25 protein-coding genes are annotated in these 22,270 nt (G+C 31.5%); 9 read left to right on the top strand and 16 right to left on the bottom strand.

Annotated features, from left to right (window positions below; all coding sequences use genetic code 11):
* The first annotated feature begins 68 nt into the window (after positions 1–68).
* On the top strand, positions 69–1,097 hold the full coding sequence (locus tag HA151_RS03325; RefSeq protein WP_209106079.1) for a mechanosensitive ion channel family protein: 1,029 nt from the start codon (positions 69–71) through the stop codon (positions 1,095–1,097).
* On the opposite strand, the gene HA151_RS03320 is transcribed toward HA151_RS03325, so the two are convergent.
* The gene (locus tag HA151_RS03320; RefSeq protein ID WP_209106078.1) at positions 1,071–2,072 is read right to left on the bottom strand and encodes an SDR family NAD(P)-dependent oxidoreductase; all 1,002 of its coding nucleotides are present in this window, start codon (positions 2,070–2,072) and stop codon (positions 1,071–1,073) included. The genes HA151_RS03325 and HA151_RS03320 overlap by 27 nt on opposite strands.
* A gap of 224 nt (positions 2,073–2,296) precedes the next feature.
* Here HA151_RS03320 and crtL point away from each other — a divergent pair, with 224 nt between their 5' ends.
* Positions 2,297–3,580, top strand: a complete 1,284-nt coding sequence (gene crtL / locus HA151_RS03315) for a lycopene beta cyclase (RefSeq protein ID WP_209106077.1) — start codon at positions 2,297–2,299, stop codon at positions 3,578–3,580.
* Between the two features lie 6 nt (positions 3,581–3,586).
* Positions 3,587–4,294 carry an SDR family NAD(P)-dependent oxidoreductase gene (locus tag HA151_RS03310; RefSeq protein ID WP_209106076.1) on the top strand — a complete coding sequence of 236 codons (708 nt, stop codon included), beginning with the start codon at positions 3,587–3,589 and terminating at the stop codon, positions 4,292–4,294.
* Here the strand turns inward: HA151_RS03310 and HA151_RS03305 are convergent.
* On the bottom strand, positions 4,291–4,833 hold the full coding sequence (locus tag HA151_RS03305) for a GIY-YIG nuclease family protein (RefSeq protein ID WP_209106075.1): 543 nt from the start codon (positions 4,831–4,833) through the stop codon (positions 4,291–4,293). The genes HA151_RS03310 and HA151_RS03305 overlap by 4 nt on opposite strands.
* Before the next feature lie 74 nt (positions 4,834–4,907).
* On the opposite strand from HA151_RS03305, the gene HA151_RS03300 reads away from it, so the two are divergent.
* Complete coding sequence (locus HA151_RS03300; RefSeq protein ID WP_209106074.1) at positions 4,908–5,567, top strand: glutathione S-transferase; 660 nt, start codon at positions 4,908–4,910, stop codon at positions 5,565–5,567.
* Here the strand turns inward: HA151_RS03300 and HA151_RS03295 are convergent.
* From HA151_RS03295 to HA151_RS03285, 3 genes are all read right to left on the bottom strand, one after another.
* Positions 5,564–5,821 carry a hypothetical protein gene (locus tag HA151_RS03295; RefSeq protein WP_209106073.1) on the bottom strand — a complete coding sequence of 86 codons (258 nt, stop codon included), beginning with the start codon at positions 5,819–5,821 and terminating at the stop codon, positions 5,564–5,566. The genes HA151_RS03300 and HA151_RS03295 overlap by 4 nt on opposite strands.
* 36 nt (positions 5,822–5,857) lie before the next feature.
* Positions 5,858–7,243: a sodium:solute symporter gene (locus tag HA151_RS03290; protein WP_209106072.1), complete on the bottom strand. Its 1,386-nt coding sequence runs from the start codon at positions 7,241–7,243 to the stop codon at positions 5,858–5,860.
* Between the two features lie 89 nt (positions 7,244–7,332).
* Positions 7,333–8,391, bottom strand: coding sequence for a chlorophyll a/b binding light-harvesting protein (locus HA151_RS03285; RefSeq protein WP_025924339.1), 1,059 nt, complete (start codon positions 8,389–8,391; stop codon positions 7,333–7,335).
* Between the two features lie 328 nt (positions 8,392–8,719).
* Here HA151_RS03285 and HA151_RS03280 point away from each other — a divergent pair, with 328 nt between their 5' ends.
* A complete protein-coding gene (locus HA151_RS03280) occupies positions 8,720–8,896 on the top strand; it encodes a hypothetical protein (RefSeq protein WP_187151182.1) in 177 nt (58 codons plus the stop codon).
* 44 nt (positions 8,897–8,940) lie between these two features.
* Here HA151_RS03280 and HA151_RS03275 read toward each other — a convergent pair whose 3' ends face one another.
* From HA151_RS03275 to hisS, 4 genes are all read right to left on the bottom strand, one after another.
* A complete protein-coding gene (locus HA151_RS03275) occupies positions 8,941–9,174 on the bottom strand; it encodes a hypothetical protein (RefSeq protein ID WP_209106071.1) in 234 nt (77 codons plus the stop codon).
* A gap of 138 nt (positions 9,175–9,312) precedes the next feature.
* Positions 9,313–9,612 carry a TIGR02450 family Trp-rich protein gene (locus HA151_RS03270; RefSeq protein WP_209106070.1) on the bottom strand — a complete coding sequence of 100 codons (300 nt, stop codon included), beginning with the start codon at positions 9,610–9,612 and terminating at the stop codon, positions 9,313–9,315.
* 2 nt (positions 9,613–9,614) lie between these two features.
* Entirely contained in the window at positions 9,615–9,815 is a 201-nt protein-coding gene (locus HA151_RS03265) for a glycoprotein (protein WP_245151557.1), read from the bottom strand.
* An 89-nt stretch (positions 9,816–9,904) separates the two neighbouring features.
* The gene (gene hisS / locus HA151_RS03260) at positions 9,905–11,185 is read right to left on the bottom strand and encodes a histidine--tRNA ligase (RefSeq protein ID WP_209106068.1); all 1,281 of its coding nucleotides are present in this window, start codon (positions 11,183–11,185) and stop codon (positions 9,905–9,907) included.
* A 98-nt stretch (positions 11,186–11,283) separates the two neighbouring features.
* Between hisS and HA151_RS03255 the strand changes: the two genes are divergently transcribed.
* Positions 11,284–11,706, top strand: coding sequence for a hypothetical protein (locus HA151_RS03255; protein ID WP_209106067.1), 423 nt, complete (start codon positions 11,284–11,286; stop codon positions 11,704–11,706).
* A gap of 30 nt (positions 11,707–11,736) precedes the next feature.
* Here HA151_RS03255 and HA151_RS03250 read toward each other — a convergent pair whose 3' ends face one another.
* Entirely contained in the window at positions 11,737–12,516 is a 780-nt protein-coding gene (locus tag HA151_RS03250) for a 3'-5' exonuclease (RefSeq protein WP_209106066.1), read from the bottom strand.
* A 128-nt stretch (positions 12,517–12,644) separates the two neighbouring features.
* Between HA151_RS03250 and HA151_RS03245 the strand changes: the two genes are divergently transcribed.
* Complete coding sequence (locus tag HA151_RS03245) at positions 12,645–13,367, top strand: DUF1350 family protein (protein ID WP_209106065.1); 723 nt, start codon at positions 12,645–12,647, stop codon at positions 13,365–13,367.
* Here HA151_RS03245 and acs read toward each other — a convergent pair.
* From acs to HA151_RS03215, 6 genes are all read right to left on the bottom strand, one after another.
* Positions 13,364–15,346 (bottom strand): acetate--CoA ligase, encoded by a 1,983-nt coding sequence (gene acs / locus HA151_RS03240; RefSeq protein ID WP_209106064.1) that lies wholly within the window; start codon positions 15,344–15,346, stop codon positions 13,364–13,366. The genes HA151_RS03245 and acs overlap by 4 nt on opposite strands.
* A gap of 94 nt (positions 15,347–15,440) precedes the next feature.
* Positions 15,441–16,412, bottom strand: a complete 972-nt coding sequence (gene sds, locus HA151_RS03235) for a solanesyl diphosphate synthase (RefSeq protein WP_209106063.1) — start codon at positions 16,410–16,412, stop codon at positions 15,441–15,443.
* 27 nt (positions 16,413–16,439) lie between these two features.
* Positions 16,440–17,234: a glutamate racemase gene (murI, locus tag HA151_RS03230; protein ID WP_209106062.1), complete on the bottom strand. Its 795-nt coding sequence runs from the start codon at positions 17,232–17,234 to the stop codon at positions 16,440–16,442.
* Positions 17,231–18,316: an N-acetylmuramoyl-L-alanine amidase gene (locus HA151_RS03225; protein ID WP_209106061.1), complete on the bottom strand. Its 1,086-nt coding sequence runs from the start codon at positions 18,314–18,316 to the stop codon at positions 17,231–17,233. The genes murI and HA151_RS03225 overlap by 4 nt, the downstream gene beginning before the upstream one ends.
* Complete coding sequence (locus HA151_RS03220; protein ID WP_209106060.1) at positions 18,316–19,143, bottom strand: carbon-nitrogen hydrolase family protein; 828 nt, start codon at positions 19,141–19,143, stop codon at positions 18,316–18,318. Before HA151_RS03220 ends, HA151_RS03225 begins: the two co-directional genes overlap by 1 nt.
* A 30-nt stretch (positions 19,144–19,173) precedes the next feature.
* Complete coding sequence (locus HA151_RS03215) at positions 19,174–19,902, bottom strand: 2-phosphosulfolactate phosphatase family protein (RefSeq protein ID WP_209106139.1); 729 nt, start codon at positions 19,900–19,902, stop codon at positions 19,174–19,176.
* 134 nt (positions 19,903–20,036) lie between these two features.
* Here HA151_RS03215 and aroA point away from each other — a divergent pair, with 134 nt between their 5' ends.
* The gene (gene aroA, locus HA151_RS03210; protein ID WP_209106059.1) at positions 20,037–21,347 is read left to right on the top strand and encodes a 3-phosphoshikimate 1-carboxyvinyltransferase; all 1,311 of its coding nucleotides are present in this window, start codon (positions 20,037–20,039) and stop codon (positions 21,345–21,347) included.
* Positions 21,348–21,359: 12 nt separating this feature from the next.
* Positions 21,360–22,265, top strand: coding sequence for an MnmC family methyltransferase (locus tag HA151_RS03205; protein WP_209106058.1), 906 nt, complete (start codon positions 21,360–21,362; stop codon positions 22,263–22,265).
* Positions 22,266–22,270 lie beyond the last annotated feature (5 nt).

The following is a 22,270-nucleotide window of genomic DNA, read 5'->3' as shown; positions in this document are numbered from 1 at the left end:
AAGACTGGTTTGTTGTTTAGAGATAATTTAAAATTTATTAGAGATAAATTTTTTTGTTTTATTTGAATATGAAATTAGTTACTGAAAACTTCCTTCTGGCAATATCTATTTTTTTTATTGGAGTTTTATTGTCAATAATAATTTCTAAATTTTCAAAAATATTTTTTAAAAAGATTTCCAAAAGGACAAAAACAAATATAGATGATTTCGTTTTTGAAGTGATATCTGGAATCATAAAACCTATAGGCTTCTTACTCTCATTTTATTTTTCAATTGACTTTTTTTTTGGGGATGAATTAACTTTTATTTCTGTCATATTGAATATTCTTAAATTATTTATATTGATAATCATCATAAAAGCTCTCAACAAGGTTTTAATAAGATCTTTAATAGAATCGACATCAAAAATTAATGATTTATCAATCAGTTCCATGATGTCTTCACTTACTCCTTTAATAAAAGCATTAACTTGGTCGATTGGTTCAATATTTTTCTTACAGAATGTAGGCGTTCAAATGACTGCTATTTGGGCTTTACTAAGCGCAGGTGGTATTGGAGCGGGTTTAGCATTGAAAGAACCAGTTCAGGAGTTTTTTGAATACATAACAATTTTGCTAGATAAACCTTTTCAAAAAGGTGAGTTTATAAAATCAGATGGAGTGATTGGAATGGTTGAAAGGGTGGGAGTAAGATCCTCAAGGATAAGGAGTATTAATGGAGAAGTAATAATAATGAGCAACAGTGCACTAACAAATGGAATAATTTCAAATTACGCACAAATGGAGAAAAGGAGGTTAGTGCATAAATTAGGAGTTGTTTATGAAACCTCTCCAAAACTTATGAAATTAATTCCAATAATAATTGAAAAAATAGTTGAAGAGACAAGTAATGCATCTTTTGATAGATGTCATTTCACAGATTTTGGCGACTTCAGTCTTAATTTCGAACTTGTCTACTACATCCCAACAAATAATTATCTTGCTGCAATGGAAGCTCAACAATCTATAAATCTAAAAATAATTGAGGCATTCGCAACTAACAATATAGAGTTTGCCTTCCCAACACAAACCTTAAATATTGAAAGTAACAAATCCTAATGATCTGCAAATATCTTCACTTAAAATCCACAGTTTTGAAGCCAACTCAGAATTATTTGCCTCATCACTAACCTTACTTTCAACTAATTTATGTTTTTTGAAAGATATAACTTTATTACTTAAATAAACAAAACCAATATTATTAAAATCTGAATCAAAAACAATTTCAGAAAGTATCTTACCAGCGTTTTCTATACTTTCAGAAATTCCTAAAATATTTTTTGCAACTTTAGAAAAAATCAAATATCCAAAGAAATTAAATCGTTTACTATATCTAAAAAAACCTGAATCATCATTTGGTATTACGAGACCCGGAGCCCAAGTAATTACAGAAATTTTACTAGATGATAATTTTAATTTTTTTGCAAGTTCTTTAGCAAACAATATATTACATAACTTACTATTTTTATAAGATTCATCAGCATTAAAATTTAAAAATTGACCAGTTACTTTTTTTCTAAAATCAACTAAATTATTAAGCCCTGCTCTCTTTCCTATATTTCCACCTGAGCTATTGGGATCATGTACATCTGATGATGTAATAATGATTCTAGATTCTTCTTTATCTCTAACTAAATCTTTTAAGGTATTCACTAAGTAAAAATGTGCAAGATGATTAACTGCAAAAGTTAGCTCTACCCCTTGTTTTGATACTTTAGGGTAAAAAGAACCCGTATATTGCAGTCCTGCATTTAAAACAACAACATCTAAGAAAATCTTTTTGCTAATAAAGTAATCCTTAATTTTTTTAATATTCTCTAGATTTGAAAGATCACAATTTTCAATAATATTTAAATATTTACTTAGGTAATTTTTATCAAAATATTTCTCAATTGTTTTGAGAAATTCATTTTTTCTTAATTCAGATTTGATTACAACGTATAAATTATTTTTCGTCTTTAGTAAATTAATGCAGGCAAAAAGCCCTATGCCTGAATTACCTCCAGTAATTAAAGTATTTTTATTTTGAATCATTTAATTTACTATCTATCTTTTTATAATAAAAAAATTTTTAAGTATTTTTTATTTTGTAATCTTATAAATTATTGTTAAAACACTGAAAACTTAGTCACTAGTAATTGAGTAATTTGATTATTATAAATCTACTCTCATTACAAGTATTGGATGAAATATATAATCTTAACTTCAGAAGTAATAATTTGTTCCATAAATTTCTTTAATCATAAGATTTTTATTTAATGTTAAAAGAAAAAATACCAGATGTTCTTGTTCTGGGCGCAGGGCCTGCAGGTATGGCAATAGCCTCAGCTTTAGGGAAAGAAAAACTAAATGTTGAAGTGCTTTCTCCAAATGGACCAGATGAACCCTGGCCAAACACATATGGAATTTGGGGGGAAGAAGTTGATCAACTAGGGCTTCAGGATTTACTTGAATATAGATGGAAGAATACTGTAAGTTTTTTTGGGCATGGTGCTTTAGAAGAACAGGACGACGAGAATAAAGCCACGGAACATTCACTAGATTATGGACTATTTGATAAAAAGAAACTCCATAATTATTGGTTTAATGAATGCAATAAGTCTCTTATTAAGTGGCATCAAGGCTATGCGAACAAAATACATTTTGAAAAAAACAAAAGTACTGTAACTACAAAAGATGGAAAAATTTACTCTGCAAGATTAGTAGTAGATGCAACAGGATATGATCCTGTTTTTCTTAAATTAAAATCGTGTGGTCCCTTAGCAGTCCAAACTTGTTATGGGATAGTGGGTAATTTTAGTAAACCTCCACTTAAGAAAGGGCAGTTTGTATTAATGGACTATAGAAATGACCATCTTAACGATGAGCAAAAAAAAGAACCGCCCACTTTTCTTTATGCCATGGATATGGGGGATGGGAAATATTTTCTTGAAGAGACATCTCTTGGTTTAGTAAATCCTCTAACAATGGAAAATTTAAAAGAGAGACTAGAGAAGAGGCTTTCTTATCGAAATATATCAATCACAAGCATGCAACATGAAGAGCTTGGCTTATTTCTCCCTATGAATATGCCAATCCCAGATTTCAAACAACAAATACTTGGATATGGTGGTGCTGCTTCAATGGTACATCCTGCATCTGGATATTTAATTGGTAATGTTTTGAGAAGAGCTCCACTTGTCGCTAAGGCAGTCTCAGAAGCAATTAAAAACAAAAATCTAAGTACATATCATATTGCTAGAAAAGGTTGGGAAACTTTATGGTCAAAAGAATTAATTAGAAAGAAGTCACTTTATCAATTTGGATTAGAAAAACTCATGAGATTTGATGAGCAACTATTGAGAGAATTTTTTGGAAGTTTTTTCCAACTACCTAAAAATCAATGGTATGGTTTTCTAACTGATACTCTTTCCTTAAAAGAGATTGTATATGCGATGTGCGTAATGTTTATAAAGGCTCCATGGAGTGTAAAGAGAGGTCTTATGATTATGCATGGTAGAGAATTTAAAATGTTACTTAGGATAATATTTCCAAACATGTAGTTTAAAATGAGAACCATACTAATAAGTGGAGCAAGTAGAGGTATTGGACTAAATATTGCACACAAAGAATTAAAAGAAGGCAATAGAATTAGTGTTGGCATAAGAGATATAGAATCATTAAAAGGAAGCGCTATTGATCCAAATAAATGGCCAGAAGGGAAAATTATAATCAACCACTATGATGCATTAAAAAAAATTACAGCCGAAAATTGGATAAAGAATACTTTAGATGAATTTGGAGGATTTGATTCAGTAATAAATTGTTCTGGAGTATTATCAAAAGTTCCTTTCTTATATAAGGACGGTGATGAAGAAGATATTTTAAATACATTAAATATCAACTTTTTGGCAATTTGGAATTTGTGTAGACTTTCTTGGGATCATTTATGTACCTCAGGCAGAGGAAGAATTATTGTTTTAGTTTCAATGAGTGGGAAAAGATCTAAAGGAGATTTAGCCGCTTATTCTTCTTCAAAGTTTGCTTTGATGGGATTATGCCAAACGATGAAAAATAAAGGTTGGGATAAAAATATAAGGGTTTCAGCAATTTGCCCAAGCTGGGTTAATACAAAAATGGCCCAAAATATCTCTTCCTTAGACAAATCAAGGATGACACAACCTGAAGATATTGCTGAAATATGCTCAACTATTCTGAAGTTACCTACCCAATCAGTTCCATTTGAAATTGCCTTAAATTGTAATTATGAAATTTAACCTAAATTGAAAATCAAGTAAGCCATTGAAAGCATTGCAATTGCAATAAATAAACCTTTTATTCGATTAGTTAACAATGAAAAGAGAGCTAAATCTTCAGAAAAATATCCGCCAAAACTACCTGTAATAAATAATATAACCATTGGTAGAGATGCCATTCCGAAAGAATAAGATATAGATTTTACAAATCCAAAATTTAAAAAATTAAAAATAAAGGAACTTAATGAAAACAATAAAAAAGATGCAAATAAAGTTATGGAAACTTCAGCATCTAAAGTGTGAGGCAAACTTCCCTTTAATTCAAATTGCTTTTTGCATTCTCTAATTTGTCTTTTAGAAAGCTTTAAGTAACCAGTTTCAGGAATTCTTTGAGATTTATATTTTCTTAGTAACCTTGCTTCAAGAGTTTCTGGCTCCTTTGTCATAATTGATGTTAATAATTCGTCTGGTTTTAATTTCTTAATTTTCTTTTCAAGATCCTCAGTTTTCCCAATTCTATAAAGGTCTCCTACTCTAATGAGGTAAACATATCCCGACATTTGCGTTGTAAAATTAATACTATACTTAATTAAATAATACTAAAAGAATCAAGATAATTAATAGTTTTTACAAAATGACAACCGATATTTTATATTCATTTCGAAGATGTCCATACGCAATTCGTGTTAGATGGGCCCTATTGATTTGTGAATTAAAAGTAGAAATAAGAGAAATTGATTTAAAAAATAAACCTCTAGATTTTTTAAATAAATCAAAGACAAAAACAGTTCCAATACTCATAAAAAAAAATAATGAGGTTATTGAAGAAAGTCTCGAAATCATCCTATGGGCACTCTCAGAGTCAAGTAAGCAAAACCTTAAATTAAGGTATTTACCTGATGATAAGAAGGAAGATATTTTTGAAATAATTAATGAAAACGATAACGAATTCAAATATCATTTAGATCGATTCAAATATGCCGCAAGATATAAGGATAGTAATGAAGAATTTCATTTCAGGAAGGCTATTATTTTTATTAATAGATGGAACGAACTTCTTGCAGAAAACAAATACTTTTTTGGAGATAACCCTACAATCGCTGATTGGTCTATTTGGCCTTTTGTAAGACAATTTAAAATTGCTTGTGAAAGTCAAAAAAGAACAAATTATTTAAAACACTCTATAAAAAACTGGTTAGATTCCTTTGAAAATAATATAAAATTTAAACCTCTAATGTATAAATATGAATTATGGGCATCAAATTCTGGGAAAAATTATTTTCCCTCTAATTAACTTTCCAACAACTTCCTTTTCTCAATTATTCTTGCTAACTCCAAAAAATATCCTGCAGTCCTAAATTTACCTATATTTTTTTCCTTAAAATCAAGATCGCTCCTTATTTCTGCAGTCTCCGCCATAAGCAAATCTAAATCATTTGATCCAAGGCTATACAATTCACCAAGTTCAATTTCTCTGCCGAGTAAATGACTCCTAAACCACTTCTCTTTATTTTCTTGAGGTGGAATATCGTAGTTAGAAAATGACATTTAAATAAAGTTAAACCTAAAAGTATTCTAGGGTTATTATTGAAAATTTTTCATCTCTACTTTATTAAAAATCAATGCAATAAAGAGAATTGCGAACGTAATTAGAGCACAAATTTCAGTCCAATAGTCCAACCCAATTTTAGAAATCATTAATGGTGCAAGAACTGTGAATAATCCCCCAGAAAGAATTAACTGAGCGAATAGCTGTTTTGAAGTAAAAATAGGTAAGGTCTTAGAAATATTTTTAGGATCCGCAAGCCTTAAAAGAAGCAACCCAGAAGCTACTACACCAGTAGAATTACCAAACTCTATTAAACTTTTTTCAAACCAATAATCATCAAAAATAAAGTATGCGAAATAAGCAATGCAGATTAAATTCCAAAATAAACCAAAAATAGTAAACACTAAAATAAGTACCCAATTATCAAAAACAACTGCAATATCTAAACTCGCCATAGCTGTAAAAATCAATAAGTCTGTGGATAAAATACCAATCTCCCTTTGCAGAATATTTGAAATAAATTCTGTATTTTTGGTTTTCTCTAAAATATATCTAATAAGGAGCGAACCTATAAGGATAAAAGGGAATACTGGAAGTGAAAAAATAATTTCCTTCGAAAAATCACCAAAAGAACTTGAAATATACCTTAAATATTTAAGTAGTAAAACACCAAAAGAAATTGCCAAGCCAGAGAATCCAAGATTTATTATAAAAATTCGCAAATCCGCAAGAATTTCTATCTTTTTTCCCTTTAGATTTTCTTTTTCTTCAAGGATTTCCTCATTATCTGATAGCCCAAAAGTTCTCCCAAGAAAAATAAATATGCTGCCCAATATTGAAGATGATAAAAGACCCATTGTTGCCATAGCTAAACCAAGATCTAAACCATTTTGGAAACCGAGTTTATTAAAACTTTCACCGATTATTGATGCAGCTCCGTGACCACCCTCAAAACCTACCTCTATTAAACATCCCATTAAAGGATTTGCATCCATAGATGGAGGCAAAAAATATTTAACAATTAGACCGCCAACGAAAAATTGTCCGAAACCCAGGGAAAGAGCAAGCAGAAATTGATTAAAAATTGGTTTAACTAAACCATTTATATTTGGTATAGGTCTTCCCATCATTAAAGTTGCGAAGACTAACGATAAAAGAGGAGTGGGAAAATTACTCCAAACATCGATCGTTTCTTTTGATAAAAAATGTATTACTCCAAATGGACCGATAGATATACCTATAATTCCAGATATAACTGCTATCGGTAATCCAAATCTCTCGAGTTGAACAGCTAGTTTAAATTTCCTCCCAAAAATCAATAAAAAAAATATAATTAATAATCCCAAAAAACTTATTAATAGAGAATTTGAAAAAATATCTTTATTCGGTGGATAAAAAATATTCAATGATTTCAAAAACATATTCTCCTAAATTTAGATTAATTAACAAAATTTTTCAAATAAAAAAGGCCCTTTAGAGGGCCTTTAATTTAAATGATTAACTTAAGAATTTAATCTTTTAAAGTAATTGTAGCACTATCAATGTTACTAATAGCATTAGTAACTCTCTTGAAATCAAAGCCTAATGCTCTTAGAGCATGCCAAAGGTGACCTTGAATAAAGAAGAAACCAAAGTAGTAATGAACATTTGCTAACCATGCCCTTGATGTAAACTCACCATCAGGAAGATCAACAGTATCAATCCAATATGGAGAAATACTAAACTTCAACTCTAGTGGTTCACCAAAATATTCAACAGGATAAACAGTTGTATTTGCTGCACTCCAGAAAGCTGCAATAATAGCCATCCAGCCTATACCTGCTAATGACCAAGATAGAACAGCTTCGGCTGAAAGGAGACCTTTCCCTTTGAATTTAGTAAATTCTCCTACCTGCTTAGTAGCAATATGCCATGCACCACCTGTAATCTCGACGAAAGCTAAGAACGCATGACCACCCATAACCTCTTCCAGACTATCGATAGTCAAAAAGTCTGTTTGATGATTCCAAATTTTTGCTAAGTTTAATTCGTATTCAACTTGTCTTACAGCACCAATAGCTGGATCATAAATCCCATGGACTCTGGCCCATTCAACGAAAGCAATAACTGCAAATCCTAAGAAGAGGAGATGATGTCCAAGAATAAATGTCAATTTGTCAGGATTATCCCATTCAATATTGAATTTTCTTGCTCTAGCAATATCTGAATCTTCTAAATTTCCTGGAAGAAGTAAAGAGTGTAAAAGTCCACCAGCAGCTAAAACCATAGAAGAAACTAAGTGTACGATTGCTATTGCAAGTACAGGTTTAGTATCTCCCATCGCAACGCCATTAGCGTCAAACCCTATCCCTAGAGTTGCTAAGTGTGGAAGAACAATTAAAGGTTGATGACCCATAGGGACACTAGGATCAAATCGTGAAAGTTCAAAAAGGGTGAAAGCACCAGCCCAGAAAACAATTAATCCTGCATGAGCTACATGAGCAGCGATAAATTTTCCTGAGCGATTAGCTACACCTGAATTTCCAGCCCACCACCCGTAAGTGGTATCTGGATTACCGTAGGTTTGCATTTAGGAAATGATTAGCTTAAACGTTTTGAGAATACTTTAAATTTCATCAAACAGTTGAATTCACAACAAAATTGTAAAAATTAGTAATCCTAAGAAAAAAAAATTAATTAATTTTCCAAAAAGATTACATATAAAATAAGTTAGATTCCGACAGTAAAGTTATTGCTAGAGAATAGATTACATATCAAATTAAAAGAGTTTTAAGTTTAATTTATATTTATTAAATTTCTTTTTGCTGACATTAAACGATGTTTTGTTTCAGAAAACCATTCAATTTATTGCTTCATTCTCAATCAATTATTAAATATGGGATAAGACATCTAATATTATGACCACTTCTCAAGAATCTTCTAGAAAATTTTCACTAGAAATGAAATCTGAAGTTCATTACAAAAAGGCTGCAAAATCATACAGAAAATCGAAACAATATATAAATATGATTAACTTATATCCAACTTTGCAAAACACTCTGATTGAGTGTGAGGATGAGAATCTAATCGAATAGGAATCTTATTTATTTTTCCAAATCAATCAAAAAAATATATTACTTTAGGCTGCTAAATCGTAGTTCTCTTCAAAATAAAATTTATTAACAATATTTCTACATCTCTCTATATTAAAGAGTGCTTTGGGATTCCAAGGTTTTTTCTGACCGAGCGGTGAGCTTTTCCAATGAATTCCTGGCTTAAGTATCCCATTTTCACGTAAAAATGAAAGCTTAATTTCAGTTATTCCTAATTTTTCTGCGGTCAACTCAGATGAAATCCAGATATCTCCTAACATTGAATTACAAGCAAATATTATTAATCCTTGATAACGTTAATTTTATTTTTATGGAAGGGGTAAAATTTTTAAATAATTATTAAGTAAGAAAAAATCTAGTATTTATAAAGAAAATTGAATTAAAACATATTTTTGCAATTAAGAAATATTAAATGCAGAATCTTCATTAACGAATATCTCTTTTATCTCTCCAAGCTTATTGCTGGATTTATAAATAACATATTCCTCCGTAATCGATTGATGCTTTGGAAGATTGATCCAACCCTTGTGCCAATTTCCACTATTTACTAATTCTTCGTAAGTAATTTTTAAATTTATTTCAGAATCAAGTACAGAAACCATTAAAAAATTAATATTTCCTTTTTCTTTAGTCTCATTTATTAAAACAAAATGACTCAATCCATTAATGTTTTTATTAGAAGTCCAGAAATTTTCCATAATTATTTTTTCTTTATGTTTTTCTCCAGATTTTCTCTAGATATTTTTTTATACTCTTTTCTAATTTCATCTAATAAAAGTTTTCTTCTATCCATATAGTTAAAAGAATCTTGTTTTGATAAGTTATATCGCTCTTTTTTTGTTAAATTCATCCAATTGTTAAGATTCTTCTTATTAAAAGTTGTTAATTTTTTAGCCTTCAAAACTTTTTGTTTTCTATTTAATTTAAAAAATTTTCTTAAATTAAAAAAAATAATAATAAAAATAAAAATTATAATTAACAGCAAGAGCATCACTTTTCAAGCAAGTTATTATTAATCCACTTTTCTAATTTAATATCATTCTCAAAAGATATAACCTCTTCTTTATTACCATTAACTGATCGATCAAAGAGTCTTATTAAAAATTCTCTTTTAGCTGCCTCATCATCACCAATTACAATAATACTTTTAGATTTTAATTTATTTGCCTTTTTAAATTGTTTAGAAAATGAGGCTCCACTTAAATCCAGCTCAACTATCAAATCATAATTTCTTAATTTTCTAGATAGATCCATGGCTAATGATTCAGCAATTAAGCCTTGATTAATAATATAAATGTCAGTATTTCTTGGAACTTCAAGCTCTTTTCCCGCAAGTAAGATTAATCTTTCTAAACCAATAGCAAATCCAATTGCCGGGGTATTTGGCCCTCCCATTTGTTTTATTAAATCATCGTATCTTCCTCCCCCGCAAACTGTAGCCTGGGAGCCTAAAGCACCACTAGTAATTTCAAAGGCTGTATGGGTGTAATAATCTAAACCTCTTACTAAATTAAAATTTTCCACGTAAGGTATTTTTAAATCCTCTAATTGTTTTTTTAAGTCTGAATATCTGTTATGACTTTTTTTAGACAAAAAATCAAATAATCTTGGTGCATTTTCAAGAGCTTTTTTTGTTTGTAAATTCTTTGAGTCCAAAATCCTCAAAGGGTTTTTAGTAATCCTATTCTGAGAATCTAAATCTAGAGAATCTTTATTTATTTCTAGCCACTTTAAAAAGGATTTTTGAAAATTTGATCTGTCATTAGTATCACCTAACGTATTTATTTCAAGATTAAGTTCTTTTATTCCTAATTTACCTAAGACATCCCAAGCTAAAGCAATAATTTCAACATCACTTCTAACTGAATCATGCCCTATAAACTCAACGCCTAATTGATGAAACTGTCTTTGCCTGCCTGCTTGAGGTCTTTCGTATCGAAACATAGGACCCATGTACCAAAGTTTTTGAAGAGTACTAGACGATATTCCATTTTGTATTAAGGCACGTGCGACTGAGGCTGTTCCTTCAGGCCTGAGAGTGCATGATCTCTCCCCCCTATCAAGAAATGTATACATTTCCTTGCTGACAACATCTGTGCCTTCACCAATTCCTCTTATAAATAATTCGGTCATTTCCAATATTGGTGTTCTTATTTCTTTGATGGATGCTCTCGAAAGCTGTTCCAATACAATTTTCTCAACATTTTGCCACTTTATTAATTGATCAGGAAATAAGTCTACTGTTCCTCTTAGATTTTTTAAGTTATTCAAAGTTCTAAAAAATAATTCAAAGTTTTTAATTGATCTAGAAATTAATCTTTAATTGTTTATTCTGTGAGACAATTTAAATTTAACATTTAGAAAAACTATTGGGAAATAAAAAAAGTAAAGAGAATCAGCATTGCGGTACAAAACCAAAAAAAATTGCTTTTGGAATAGCACCTCTTGGTATAGTTTCAATAGGAATAGTACCAATGGGAGTAATAAGTATTGGGGTAGTCCCAATGGGTGTATTTTCTTTTGGTGCTGTAGCAATGGGAATAGTTAATTTATCAGTAGTAGGGATGGGAATTATCTCTGCCGGTGTTACTACTATGGGGATATGGGAGTATTCACCTAATTCTCATAACAATAATCATAATCATTCCAAACAAATTTCAAATTCAAACAAGGAAAATATGATGTCAGATCTCTTCAACACTAAAAAAGAGGCTGAAAAAGCTGCCTCAAAATACGGATGTATTGGGGCACATAAAATGGGTAATAAATGGATGCCCTGCAAGATGCACTAAATATTTTCTTAGTCAAAAATTTATTAAATATTAATTTAAAATCTCTACTCTAAAATCAAGATTTTTTGCCTCATCATTAGTTAATTTTCTTGACCAAGCTCCTTGCACAGGACTATTCCATCTGAAACCAGCATTTTTAGCTAAAGACCTATCTTCATAACTAACCAAAGCCTTGTATAAAAACCTCGGTTCAGTGGCTTTAAGTAAAAGTCCCTCTAAGTTCTCACATTTTTTGAAGACCTCAGATATATAAAAACAGTCAGATAAAGCTCTATGTAAATTCCAAACTGGTATTGAAAAAGAAAGGGCTAAATCAGTTACCGAAGGTCTTATTTTTAGTGATTTTTGAAAAGACCAATTAATATCCTCTAAACTGCATATCCATCTTTTATTAATCTTTGGTAATCTTCCTTTCCCAAACCATTTTTTATCAAACTCTACATTATGAGCAACAATGAAATCCGAATAATCTACAAGTTTTAAAAAGAAATTCAATCCATCTCTCCATGGTTGAGAGATATTAGTTACTTCTGAAGAAATACCATTTACATGTTCTGCTTCATTACTATTAACTGGGAATAAAAATGAGACCTGTGAAAGGACACATTTATGCGTTACATCAAACAAAATAGCACCTATCTCTACCACTTCATTTTTATTTTCATCTAAACCTGTTGTTTCAGTATCAAGAATTAAAATTTTTTCAATTTTTTCACTTTGATTAATTACACTTTTTTTGGAAGGTTCACTATTAATCTGATCTTTAAGGAAATCCAATTGATTTAATTCTTTTTTGTTAAATAGTTCCAATTCTCTGAAAACACTTTTATTTATCTTGACGCATTTAATAAAAATATCTTTTAAATTAATATAAATTAAAATTTGATCAAAAGAATAATTTTTGAAATCTACTTAGACATAAAAATAAATTTATAAAAATGACTTTTGCAAAATATCAATTTCAAAATTACTGTTTTTGGCCTTCAAATCCAAAGAAAATTGTGGAATTCATTGGTGGAAGTTATCTGGCCTCTAAACCAGATATAACCTATAGAAGATTCATAGAAAGCTTAATAAATAAAAATTATGCCGTACATGCATTTAAGTACACTCCACAATTTGATCACCAACAGCTTGCTATTAGAGCATGGAAAGATTTTAAGAATTGCCGATTATCATTAGCTAAAAGAATAGGAGCCTCAATTCCTTCAATAAGAATTGGGCATAGCCTTGGCTGTAAACTTCATTTGATCTCTCCAGATGGTGGAAGAAATTGCGAAAAATTCATATCAATCAGTTTCAATAATTTCAGTGCCAATAAATCAATTCCATTATTAAAACAGATTTCACAAAAATTAGAATTTAATAGTGAATTCAGTCCAAGTCCTGAAAGGACTTTGCGAATAATTGAAAAAACTTATAATCAAAAAAATAATTTCCTAATAAAATTCAACACAGACGAATTAGATCAAACAGATAAATTACTATCCATCCTTAAAGTACGAAAAGAAGACAATTCTAAGGGGATAATATTAAAAGGAACACACACAACAATTGCTAGTGCAGGATTTAGAGAAAATTTATTGGGGGACTGGGCTGATGATGATTTTAAAAGAAAGACTATAAAAAAAATTTCCAGTTTAATTGATGAATCTGATTAAGATATTTCTTTCAACTTTTCCAAAACAGAACTATCTTCGAGAGTACTTATATCTCCACTAATTTTTTCTCCGGAAGCCAAAGATCTCAAGATCCTCCTCATAATTTTTCCACTACGCGTTTTGGGAAGCGAGTCAGAAATTATAATTTTTTCAGGCTTCGCAATAATTCCAATTTCATTTACAACATGTTTCTTTAAGTCATCTACTAATTCTGAAGAAGTGTTAACTTCTTTCTCTAAAGATACAAAAGCAACTATAACTTCACCTTTTAGATCATCTCTTCTTCCTACAACAGCAGCTTCTGCAACTGATTTATGGCTGACCAAAGCAGATTCAATTTCCATTGTTCCTAACCTATGACCTGAAACACTAATAACATCATCAACTCTTCCCATAATCCATATATATCCATCTTCATCGATCCGAGCACCATCTCCAGCGAAGTATACATTCTTTTCTCCTTTAAAAGAAATATATTCCCAATAACTCTCTAAATATCTCTCTGAGTTACCATGAATTGTTCTCATCATTCCTGGCCAAGGCTTCTTAATAATTAAATAACCACCCTCATTTTCCTTTACCTTTTCTCCATTCTTGTCAACGACTTCAACTTCAATTCCTGGTAACGGGTAAGTAGCTGAACCTGGCTTTGTAGCGACAACTCCAGGCAAGGGACTTATCATCACTCCACCAGTCTCAGTTTGCCACCAAGTATCAACAATAGGGCATTTATTTTTACCAATAACATCTTTGTACCAAATCCACGCTTCAGGGTTAATTGGTTCTCCAACTGTGCCCAAAAGTCTTAAACTCTCCAGATTATATTTATCAGGTATTTCACGACCAGACTTCATAAATGCTCTTATTGCAGTTGGCGCAGTATAAAAAATAGAAACCTTATATTTTTGAACAATTTCCCAAAAAGCTCCCAAATTTGAGGGTCTTGGCACTCCCTCAAACATTAAGGTTGTAGCACCATTAGATAAGGGCCCATAAACTATGTAACTATGGCCTGTAATCCAACCAACATCAGCAGTACACCAGTAAATGTCATCATCTTTTAAATCAAAAATCCATTTGAATGTTAAATGGGACCAAAGATTATAGCCACCTGTGGTGTGAACAACACCCTTGGGCTTTCCAGTTGAGCCTGAAGTATAAAGTATAAAAAGTCTATCTTCGCTATTCATTATTTCTGGTTTACAATGATCTTTTTGATCTTTTAATAACTCGTGCCACCATAAATCTCTATCATCAACCATCGAAATATTTTTTTTTGTTCGTTTAACAACTACTACTTTTTCAACAACTTTATCTGCCCCACTTTCAATTGCCGCATCAACTGCTTGCTTAAGTTCAACTACCTTATCTTTTCTAAACCCGCCATCCGCAGTAATAACAAATCTGGCATTTCCATCAATTAATCTATCTTTTAAAGCTTCTGCTGAAAATCCTCCGAAGACAACTGAATGAGGAGCGCCAATTCTTGCACAAGCTAACATCGCAAACATCGCTTCAGGAATCATCGGCATATAAATACAAACCAAATCTCCTTTTTTTACTCCAATTGCTTTTAATGCATTGGCTGCTTTACATACCTCTTTTAGAAGTTCTTCATAAGTATATTTTTTGCTGTCTCCGGGTTCACCTTCCCATATAAGTGCTGTCTTTCCTCCAAACCCTCTCTTTATATGTCTATCTAAGCAGTTATATGTAATATTGAGTTTTCCTTCTTTAAACCATTTAAAAAAAGGTGCATTATTGCTATCTAATACAGTTTGAAATGGCTCAAACCAATTTAATTCAGATTTTGCAAAAGATTCCCAAAATTGAATAGGATTATCTGATGCTTGTTTTTTTAAGCTTAGTAATTCTTCTTGAGAACTAATATTTGAGTTTTCTGCAAATTTTTTTGATGGTGGGAAGATTCTCTTTTCTTCAAGTATGTTATTGATTGAATTTTTTTTATCTAAGGACATTAAATAAATCTATGTTTATTAAATTTAGTCGAAAAATTTATAGTTTTAAAAAATTTTAATATTAATTTAGCTCAAAAATATATTTTTGATAGATCTAATAAATACGGCTTAGAACAAATTCTGGAAGAGCCATTAAAGCCCTTTTATATTCTGAATCAGGAAGCCAAACAAGGGCTTCCTTAGAAAGCATTGCAAAGTCCTCAGCTAGTTTTCTGGAACTTTCGATAGCTTTAGAATTCATAATGATACTTAGGGCATCATCTAAATCATCTTTTTCAGCAAGTTCTCTATTAATAAGAACAGACAATTTCTTATTTTCTTCTAAGGCATATAAAACTGGTGCAGTAAGATAACCACTTGCAAGATCGCTGACTGCAGGTTTTCCTAATTGTTTATCATTTCCAGTAAAATCCAGAATGTCATCTACAACTTGAAAAGCCAAACCAATATTTTTACCAAAATCATACAAAGATGTTAATTTTTCATCGTTAAGACCACTCAGAACCCCAGCAGCTTTACAACTATTAGCGATTAATGATGCTGTTTTACAATAACTTTTATTAATGTATTTGGAAAAAGATTGAGCCGAATCAAATCTATTTAAATTTTGTTTAATTTCACCCTCTGCTAAATCCATTATTACTCTACTTAGTAATTTAACTACGTCCACATTATCAAGATTGGCCAAATGCCAACTGGCTTGAGCGAATAAAAAATCACCTGCCAGTACAGCAACCCTAGTATTAAATCTGCTATGAACAGTGTCAACTCCCCTTCTAGTGGAAGCCTCGTCAACAACATCATCGTGAACTAATGACGCTGTATGAATCATTTCGGTGATTTCAGCAAGTCTTTTATGTTTACAGGTCAGACTGAATTCAGATGAAATTCCTTTTGAAATTAGTAAAACAATTCCTGGCCTAAGTCTTTTACCTCCAGCACTAAAAAGATGTTCAGCTGCGGCTTGAAGAATTGGATGACCAGCTCCTATTAAATTTTTCAGTTCAAGAATAAGATCATCAAGATCATTTTCAACTGGTTGTAGTAGTTTTGTAACTGTGTTCATGATTGACCTCTTTTATATATTAAAGAATCAAACATTGCTTCGGAGGTTAACTAACCTAATTTCTTTATTAATTTCAAGCCAAATTTTTACTTTTTTGGAAAATTCTTCTTTTTCTGCCGTAACAAAGAATCTTACATTATCGTAAAAAATACTTTCACAGCAATAAGTTTTTGGGGGTGCAAAAGATTCATTAAATTTTTTTGTTAAGGCTTTTGATGGATCAATAATTTTTATATTTGAGTCTATTTTTTTTCTTAAAAAATCATAAATTAAAGGATAATGACTACATCCAAGTATTAATTCTTCAATATTTTTACTTAATAGTGGTCTTAAATAGAGATCAGAAAGATAATTTAAATTTTTTAAATTTAACTTTTCTTTTTCAATCTCTGGTACAAATTCTGGACATTCTTGTTGAAATATTTTTAAATTTTCTTTTTTAGAACTTATAGCGTTTTTGTAATATGATGATCTCACTGTAGTTTGAGTTGCCAAAACACCAATTACCTGTTTGTTAACTATTTCTGAAACTGAGTTTATAAGGTCGAAACAAGGAATCTTTAAATTATTTTCTAAGATATCAAGTGCACATGCATTTGTAGTATTACAAGCTATTAAAAGTGCATCCAAATTCTTTTCTTTAAAAAAGGAGCAAATTTCTTTTGCAATATATCTTATCTCTTCAAAATTTTTATTCCCAAAAGGGATTCTTTTTGTATCAGCCAAATAAAAAACTTCAACATCTTTACGAGTTTTCAGCAAAGAATTTAGGATTGTAAAACCTCCGATACCACTATCAAATATACCTACTTTAAGTTTCACCCTACTTGAGAAAGATATTCAAGTATACCTTTTGCAATTGCATAAGCTATTCTTTTACGATGCGCATTTTTTTCTAATCTTCTTGAATCTAATCTTCCAGTTAAAAATCCAATTTCTACAAGAACTGCTGGCATACTAGTATTTTTAATCACGTAAAATCTACCTTGTTTAACTCCTCGATCAGGACTACCAGGAGAAACTCTAAGGATTTGTTTTTGAATTTTTTTTGCGAGTAATCGACCTCTCCACCCCCTAAAATAAAAGGTTTCTAACCCATTAATATCTCTTCTTTTCCCTCTTGAGGCATTTGCATGAATACTTACGAAGATATCCGCATTAGTATTGTTAGCGAAGGAAACTCTTGGAGGTAAATCCAAATCGACTTCATTTCTTCTAGTTAAGCTTACTTTCACACCTTTCTTATAAAGCAACTTTTCAACAATTTTGGAGACCTCTAGAACAACATCTGTCTCTCTTATCCCACCAATACCTATTGCACCAGGATCAGTTCCCCCATGCCCTGGATCAATAACAACATAAAATTTGTTTTGTTTTACGTTTGGCAATTCCGAGTATTCATAAACCCTGGTGTTCTTATAACTTTTATTTCTATCTGCTGTAGAACGCCTCTTTATCTTTTCAACTGCACCTTCACCGATCTTCTTAAATGAATTTCTTGGTGAGAAGAGTTTTATTTTCCAGATATTCTGGTCTATGCCAACCATTCGCCAATTCAAAGGATTTAATTTAGTTTCTTCCTCAAATTCAATTACTAGTCTTGTTTTACCCTTTTTTGGTTTACCTAATCTAATTTCTTTTATTGGGCCATTACCTTTTATTGATCTCGGAGTTTTTAATTCTCCAGGAAAATCCACCCAAAATCTATCACCATATATTTTGTTAGCCTTTTGATAGTATGCTTTTAAATTTGTATTTGATTTAGTTCTTAGTGTTAAAACCCCATTTGTTTTTAACGCCCATGCCGCCAAAGAACTTGAAGATTTTACAGGGAGAATTGCAGAATTTAAAAATAAAAAAACAGTTAAATAATGAAAAAGTTTAATATTTAAAAACTTTAACATTAGTTTGAAAACAGTTGTCCTTTTCTGTGCTTAAGGCTTGGCATTTGCTCCCTAATTTTCTTTACTCTTTCTTTGTCAGCAGGTGCTATTGCGGCACCCTGAGTTTTCCCGGCATCAGACAAAACAGTACCCCATGGGTCAATCACCATTGCATGGCCATGACTTTGCCTTCTCCCATAATGAATCCCAGTTTGAGCTGGAGCAACTACATATGCTGTATTTTCAATAGCTCTTGCTTGTAATAGGATTTGCCAATGATCTTTACCAGTAAATGCGGTAAAAGCCGCTGGTATCATAATTAATTCTGCACCATTGGACGACAGATATCTGTAAAGCTCAGGAAATCTAACATCATAACAGATGGACAATCCTACTTTGCATAAACCTGGAATATCAACAACTGGTGGGTATTCCTCTCCAGATAAAATAGTAGATGATTCTTTATATAAATTTCCATCTGGCAGATCAACATCAAACAAGTGAATTTTGTCATATTTTGCTAAAACCTGTCCATCTTTAGCGAATAGTGCTGACCTATTTAAAATATGACTATCATCACCGGCAGGAACAGGATATCCTCCGCCCAGAAGAAATACTTGATATCGTTGAGCCATAGTCTTTAGGAAATTTGTACACTTGGTTGACAATTCAGAAGCTAATTCAAGTTTCTCGTCATCTTCTCCTAAAAAAGCAAAATTCTCAGGCAATCCAATTAACTCAGCACCTCTTCTAGCCGCAAGTTCAATCTGTTCTTCTGCCTCAACAAAATTTGCTTCAACATTTGAAGTACTCGTTATTTGCAATGCAGCTACCAAAAAATCAGTCAAGACTTTACTCCTAGTGAACCAATTCGTAAATCATGAGGCACGAATGATACCTCTTTCAACTTGAGCAGGAACAATATCTAAGCAATCAAGTTCAGAACAACATTTAAAATCATCCTCATAATCTCCAAGACTTGTCAATCTTTTGCCATGGGTTGCTGTTTTTAAACATTTCAAAATATCATTTTTCCAAAAATCCCAGAGTGCCAAAGCAGCCTGCAATTCGTCATTGAGAATATTAACTTCAAAATTACTGTTCTCTTGCATGTATGAGGCCAAAGCACCAGCAGCTAAAGAATCCTCAAGTGAATATGAGCCTTCCCAACCACTCCCAAGGATTAAAACATTATCACATTTTAATGAAATAATTTTTTCAGCAACTGCTTTCCTATTTGGTAGTCCCATTGCAAATAGATGACTTGCATTTCGAACTTTTTGCAATGATTTAGTCCCATTTGTAGTGCTCATAAATAGTCTTTTACCATTAACAACTTTTTTTGTGACTGATAAAGGAGAATTTCCTAAATCAAATCCCTCAATCTTCTTCCCTCCTCTCTCTCCAAGCATTAATCTTTGATCAGCTTGCCATTTAATTGCTGTTTCTTTCAACAAGTCTAAATCTGCAAAAACTTGTATTGAGTCAGCTCCATTTTTTAGAGCCCAAGAAATTGTAGTCGTGGCTCTTAGAACATCAATAACCACAGCTACATCAGGACTTATTTCTGGAACGTCATTTGCAACGTGATAATAAGTAAGATTAATGATCAAATCTCCTTTCTAAAATTATTATAAGAAACAGTTACTTACTTTGAATAATTTTTTTTTAAAAACAAACTTATTGATAATATATATCTAATTTGAATTTATAAAAACTTTTATCAGGTATTAATTTTAAAATGAATAATATCCGTACATTAAAAGGTGGAGGCAAAATAAAAGGAAAAATTAAAGTACCTGGGGATAAATCTATCTCTCATAGAGCTTTGATAATAGGCAGTATTGCTGAGGGTGAAACTACTATTGAAGGATTTTTACATTCTGAAGATCCACTTTCAACTGCTGATTGTCTAAGAAAATTAGGTGCAAAGATACCAGAAATAAAAAAAGATGAATCTTTTACGATTACAGGATTGGGTCTCGATGGAATAAAAGAGCCAAAAGAAATACTTAATTGCGGGAATTCGGGAACCACCATGAGGTTGTTAATGGGGTTACTAGCGGGGCAAGAAGGTAAGAATTTTATTTTAACAGGAGATGCTTCTCTTAATAAAAGGCCAATGGGAAGAGTGGGCAAACCATTATCTTTAATGGGTGGAAAAATTTTTGGTAGGGAGAAAGGTAACAAAGCTCCAATTTCAATTGATGGAAATAAACTTAAAGGATGTGTTATTGGGACACCTGTAGCGAGTGCTCAAGTAAAATCTGCAATATTATTAGCAGGCCTCAAAGCTTCTGGAACCACTTCTGTTCTAGAACCCGCATCGTCAAGGGATCATACCGAAAGAATGTTAAAAGCATTTGGAGCAGACATAAGTATCAGAGGAGAGCTTGGGAGGAATATAGTTATAAAGTCAGGGGGTAACTTAATTGGTCAGAGAATATTAATCCCTGGGGACATAAGCTCTGCTTCATTTTGGATGATTGCTGCATCTATTGTTCCAAATTCGGAGATTTTAATTAAGAATGTGGGATTAAATCCTACTAGAACAGGAATATTAAATGTAATGGACTCAATGGGGTGCGATTATGAGATTTTAGATAAATCGACGATTGCAGGTGAACCTATTGGTTCTATAAAAGTAAAGAGCGCAAATAACTTGAGATCATTCACTATTGAAGGTGATATCCTCCCAAAACTTATCGATGAAATTCCCATCCTTACTGTAGCTGCTTGTTTTTGTAATGGAGTTTCTAAAATTAATGATGCCCAAGAATTAAGAGTTAAAGAAACTGATCGATTAAAAGTAATGGCAAGACAGTTGCAAAAATTCGGTGCTGAAATAAAAGAAAAAGAGGATGGGCTAATTATTAATGGACAATCAAAATTTCATTCTGCGGAAGTCGACAGCGAGACCGATCATAGAGTAGCAATGAGTCTTGCTATTGCTTCACTTCTTGCCAAAGGGACCTCAAAAATCATGAGGGCAGATGCTGCTAACGTCTCGTATCCCAATTTTTGGGAAGACCTCGCCAAACTTACTAACTAATTTAAAAAGTTTTTGTCTGAATTAATTGAAGTTTTAACAAAGGACGGGAGTTACTCATTAAGAAGTTTATTTTTTCAAGAGAATTTCCATAGCCTATTAGGTGCGCTGGAGGAGACAAAATCAAAGTTTACAGCTACTTCTAATTTGAAAAGATTTAAAGGTAAATCTCTTAATGTCTTGGATATATGTTTTGGTTTAGGATACAATTCCGCTTCTTTATTAAATGAATTAATTAAACAAAAATCGTATTTAAATTTATATGCTTTGGAGATTGATAAAAAGCCTCTTGAATATTCACTTAGAAATGAATCTTTCCTGAAATTATGGGATCCAAAAGTCAAAACAATATTTAAATCATTGTATTGCAAAGATTACTTTGAGGATCAATTTTTTAAATGCAGTTTTTTATGGGGTGATGCCAGAAAAAAAATCAACATTATTCCTTCATCAATTAAATTCGATCTGATTTATTTAGATGGGTTTTCTCCGCAAAAATGCCCACAAGTATGGACAATTGAATTTTTATCTAAAGTCGCGGAAAAGCTCAATTCTCAGGGTTATTTAATAACTTATTCTTCTTCAGCGGCAGTAAGAAAAACTTTAAGAAATTTCGGATTAGAGATTTTCACTATTAAACCAAGTTTTAATAACAGAACTTTTTGGAGTCAGGGAACTGTCGCAATATCAAATTTTGATAAGAATAAATTGAAACCCAATTTCAATTTTGAAAAGCTTTCCTTGATGGAAGAGGAACATCTCTTAACTAAAGCTAGTATTCCATATAGAGATAAAGATTTAAACTCAAGTAAAGACGATATAATTAAGAAAAGATTAGATGAGCAATTATTATCAAATTTATTATCTACAAATAAATGGAGAGAAAAGTGGGGAATGACGAAGTTATCCGTCAAGAGTTAAATTTA

The sequence above is a fragment of the Prochlorococcus marinus XMU1419 genome, assembly GCF_017695955.1.
Classification (GTDB): domain Bacteria; phylum Cyanobacteriota; class Cyanobacteriia; order PCC-6307; family Cyanobiaceae; genus Prochlorococcus_A; species Prochlorococcus_A marinus_AD.
This window is presented reverse-complemented; position numbering and strand designations above follow the sequence as displayed.

What these genes read in the sequence shown, in the direction of transcription:
- HA151_RS03320 (WP_209106078.1), bottom strand. Translation starts at nt 2,072, where the DNA reads ATGATTCAAAATAAAAATACTTTAATTACTGGAGGTAATTCAGGCATA.
- HA151_RS03285 (WP_025924339.1), bottom strand. Translation starts at nt 8,391, where the DNA reads ATGCAAACCTACGGTAATCCAGATACCACTTACGGGTGGTGGGCTGGA.
- HA151_RS03225 (WP_209106061.1), bottom strand. Translation starts at nt 18,316, where the DNA reads ATGTTAAAGTTTTTAAATATTAAACTTTTTCATTATTTAACTGTTTTT.
- sds (WP_209106063.1), bottom strand. Translation starts at nt 16,412, where the DNA reads ATGAACACAGTTACAAAACTACTACAACCAGTTGAAAATGATCTTGAT.
- HA151_RS03325 (WP_209106079.1), top strand. Translation starts at nt 69, where the DNA reads ATGAAATTAGTTACTGAAAACTTCCTTCTGGCAATATCTATTTTTTTT.
- HA151_RS03275 (WP_209106071.1), bottom strand. Translation starts at nt 9,174, where the DNA reads ATGTTAGGAGATATCTGGATTTCATCTGAGTTGACCGCAGAAAAATTA.
- HA151_RS03310 (WP_209106076.1), top strand. Translation starts at nt 3,587, where the DNA reads ATGAGAACCATACTAATAAGTGGAGCAAGTAGAGGTATTGGACTAAAT.
- HA151_RS03295 (WP_209106073.1), bottom strand. Translation starts at nt 5,821, where the DNA reads ATGTCATTTTCTAACTACGATATTCCACCTCAAGAAAATAAAGAGAAG.
- crtL (WP_209106077.1), top strand. Translation starts at nt 2,297, where the DNA reads ATGTTAAAAGAAAAAATACCAGATGTTCTTGTTCTGGGCGCAGGGCCT.
- HA151_RS03290 (WP_209106072.1), bottom strand. Translation starts at nt 7,243, where the DNA reads ATGTTTTTGAAATCATTGAATATTTTTTATCCACCGAATAAAGATATT.
- HA151_RS03305 (WP_209106075.1), bottom strand. Translation starts at nt 4,833, where the DNA reads ATGTCGGGATATGTTTACCTCATTAGAGTAGGAGACCTTTATAGAATT.
- HA151_RS03245 (WP_209106065.1), top strand. Translation starts at nt 12,645, where the DNA reads ATGACTTTTGCAAAATATCAATTTCAAAATTACTGTTTTTGGCCTTCA.
- HA151_RS03280 (WP_187151182.1), top strand. Translation starts at nt 8,720, where the DNA reads ATGACCACTTCTCAAGAATCTTCTAGAAAATTTTCACTAGAAATGAAA.
- acs (WP_209106064.1), bottom strand. Translation starts at nt 15,346, where the DNA reads ATGTCCTTAGATAAAAAAAATTCAATCAATAACATACTTGAAGAAAAG.
- HA151_RS03300 (WP_209106074.1), top strand. Translation starts at nt 4,908, where the DNA reads ATGACAACCGATATTTTATATTCATTTCGAAGATGTCCATACGCAATT.
- aroA (WP_209106059.1), top strand. Translation starts at nt 20,037, where the DNA reads ATGAATAATATCCGTACATTAAAAGGTGGAGGCAAAATAAAAGGAAAA.
- HA151_RS03270 (WP_209106070.1), bottom strand. Translation starts at nt 9,612, where the DNA reads ATGGAAAATTTCTGGACTTCTAATAAAAACATTAATGGATTGAGTCAT.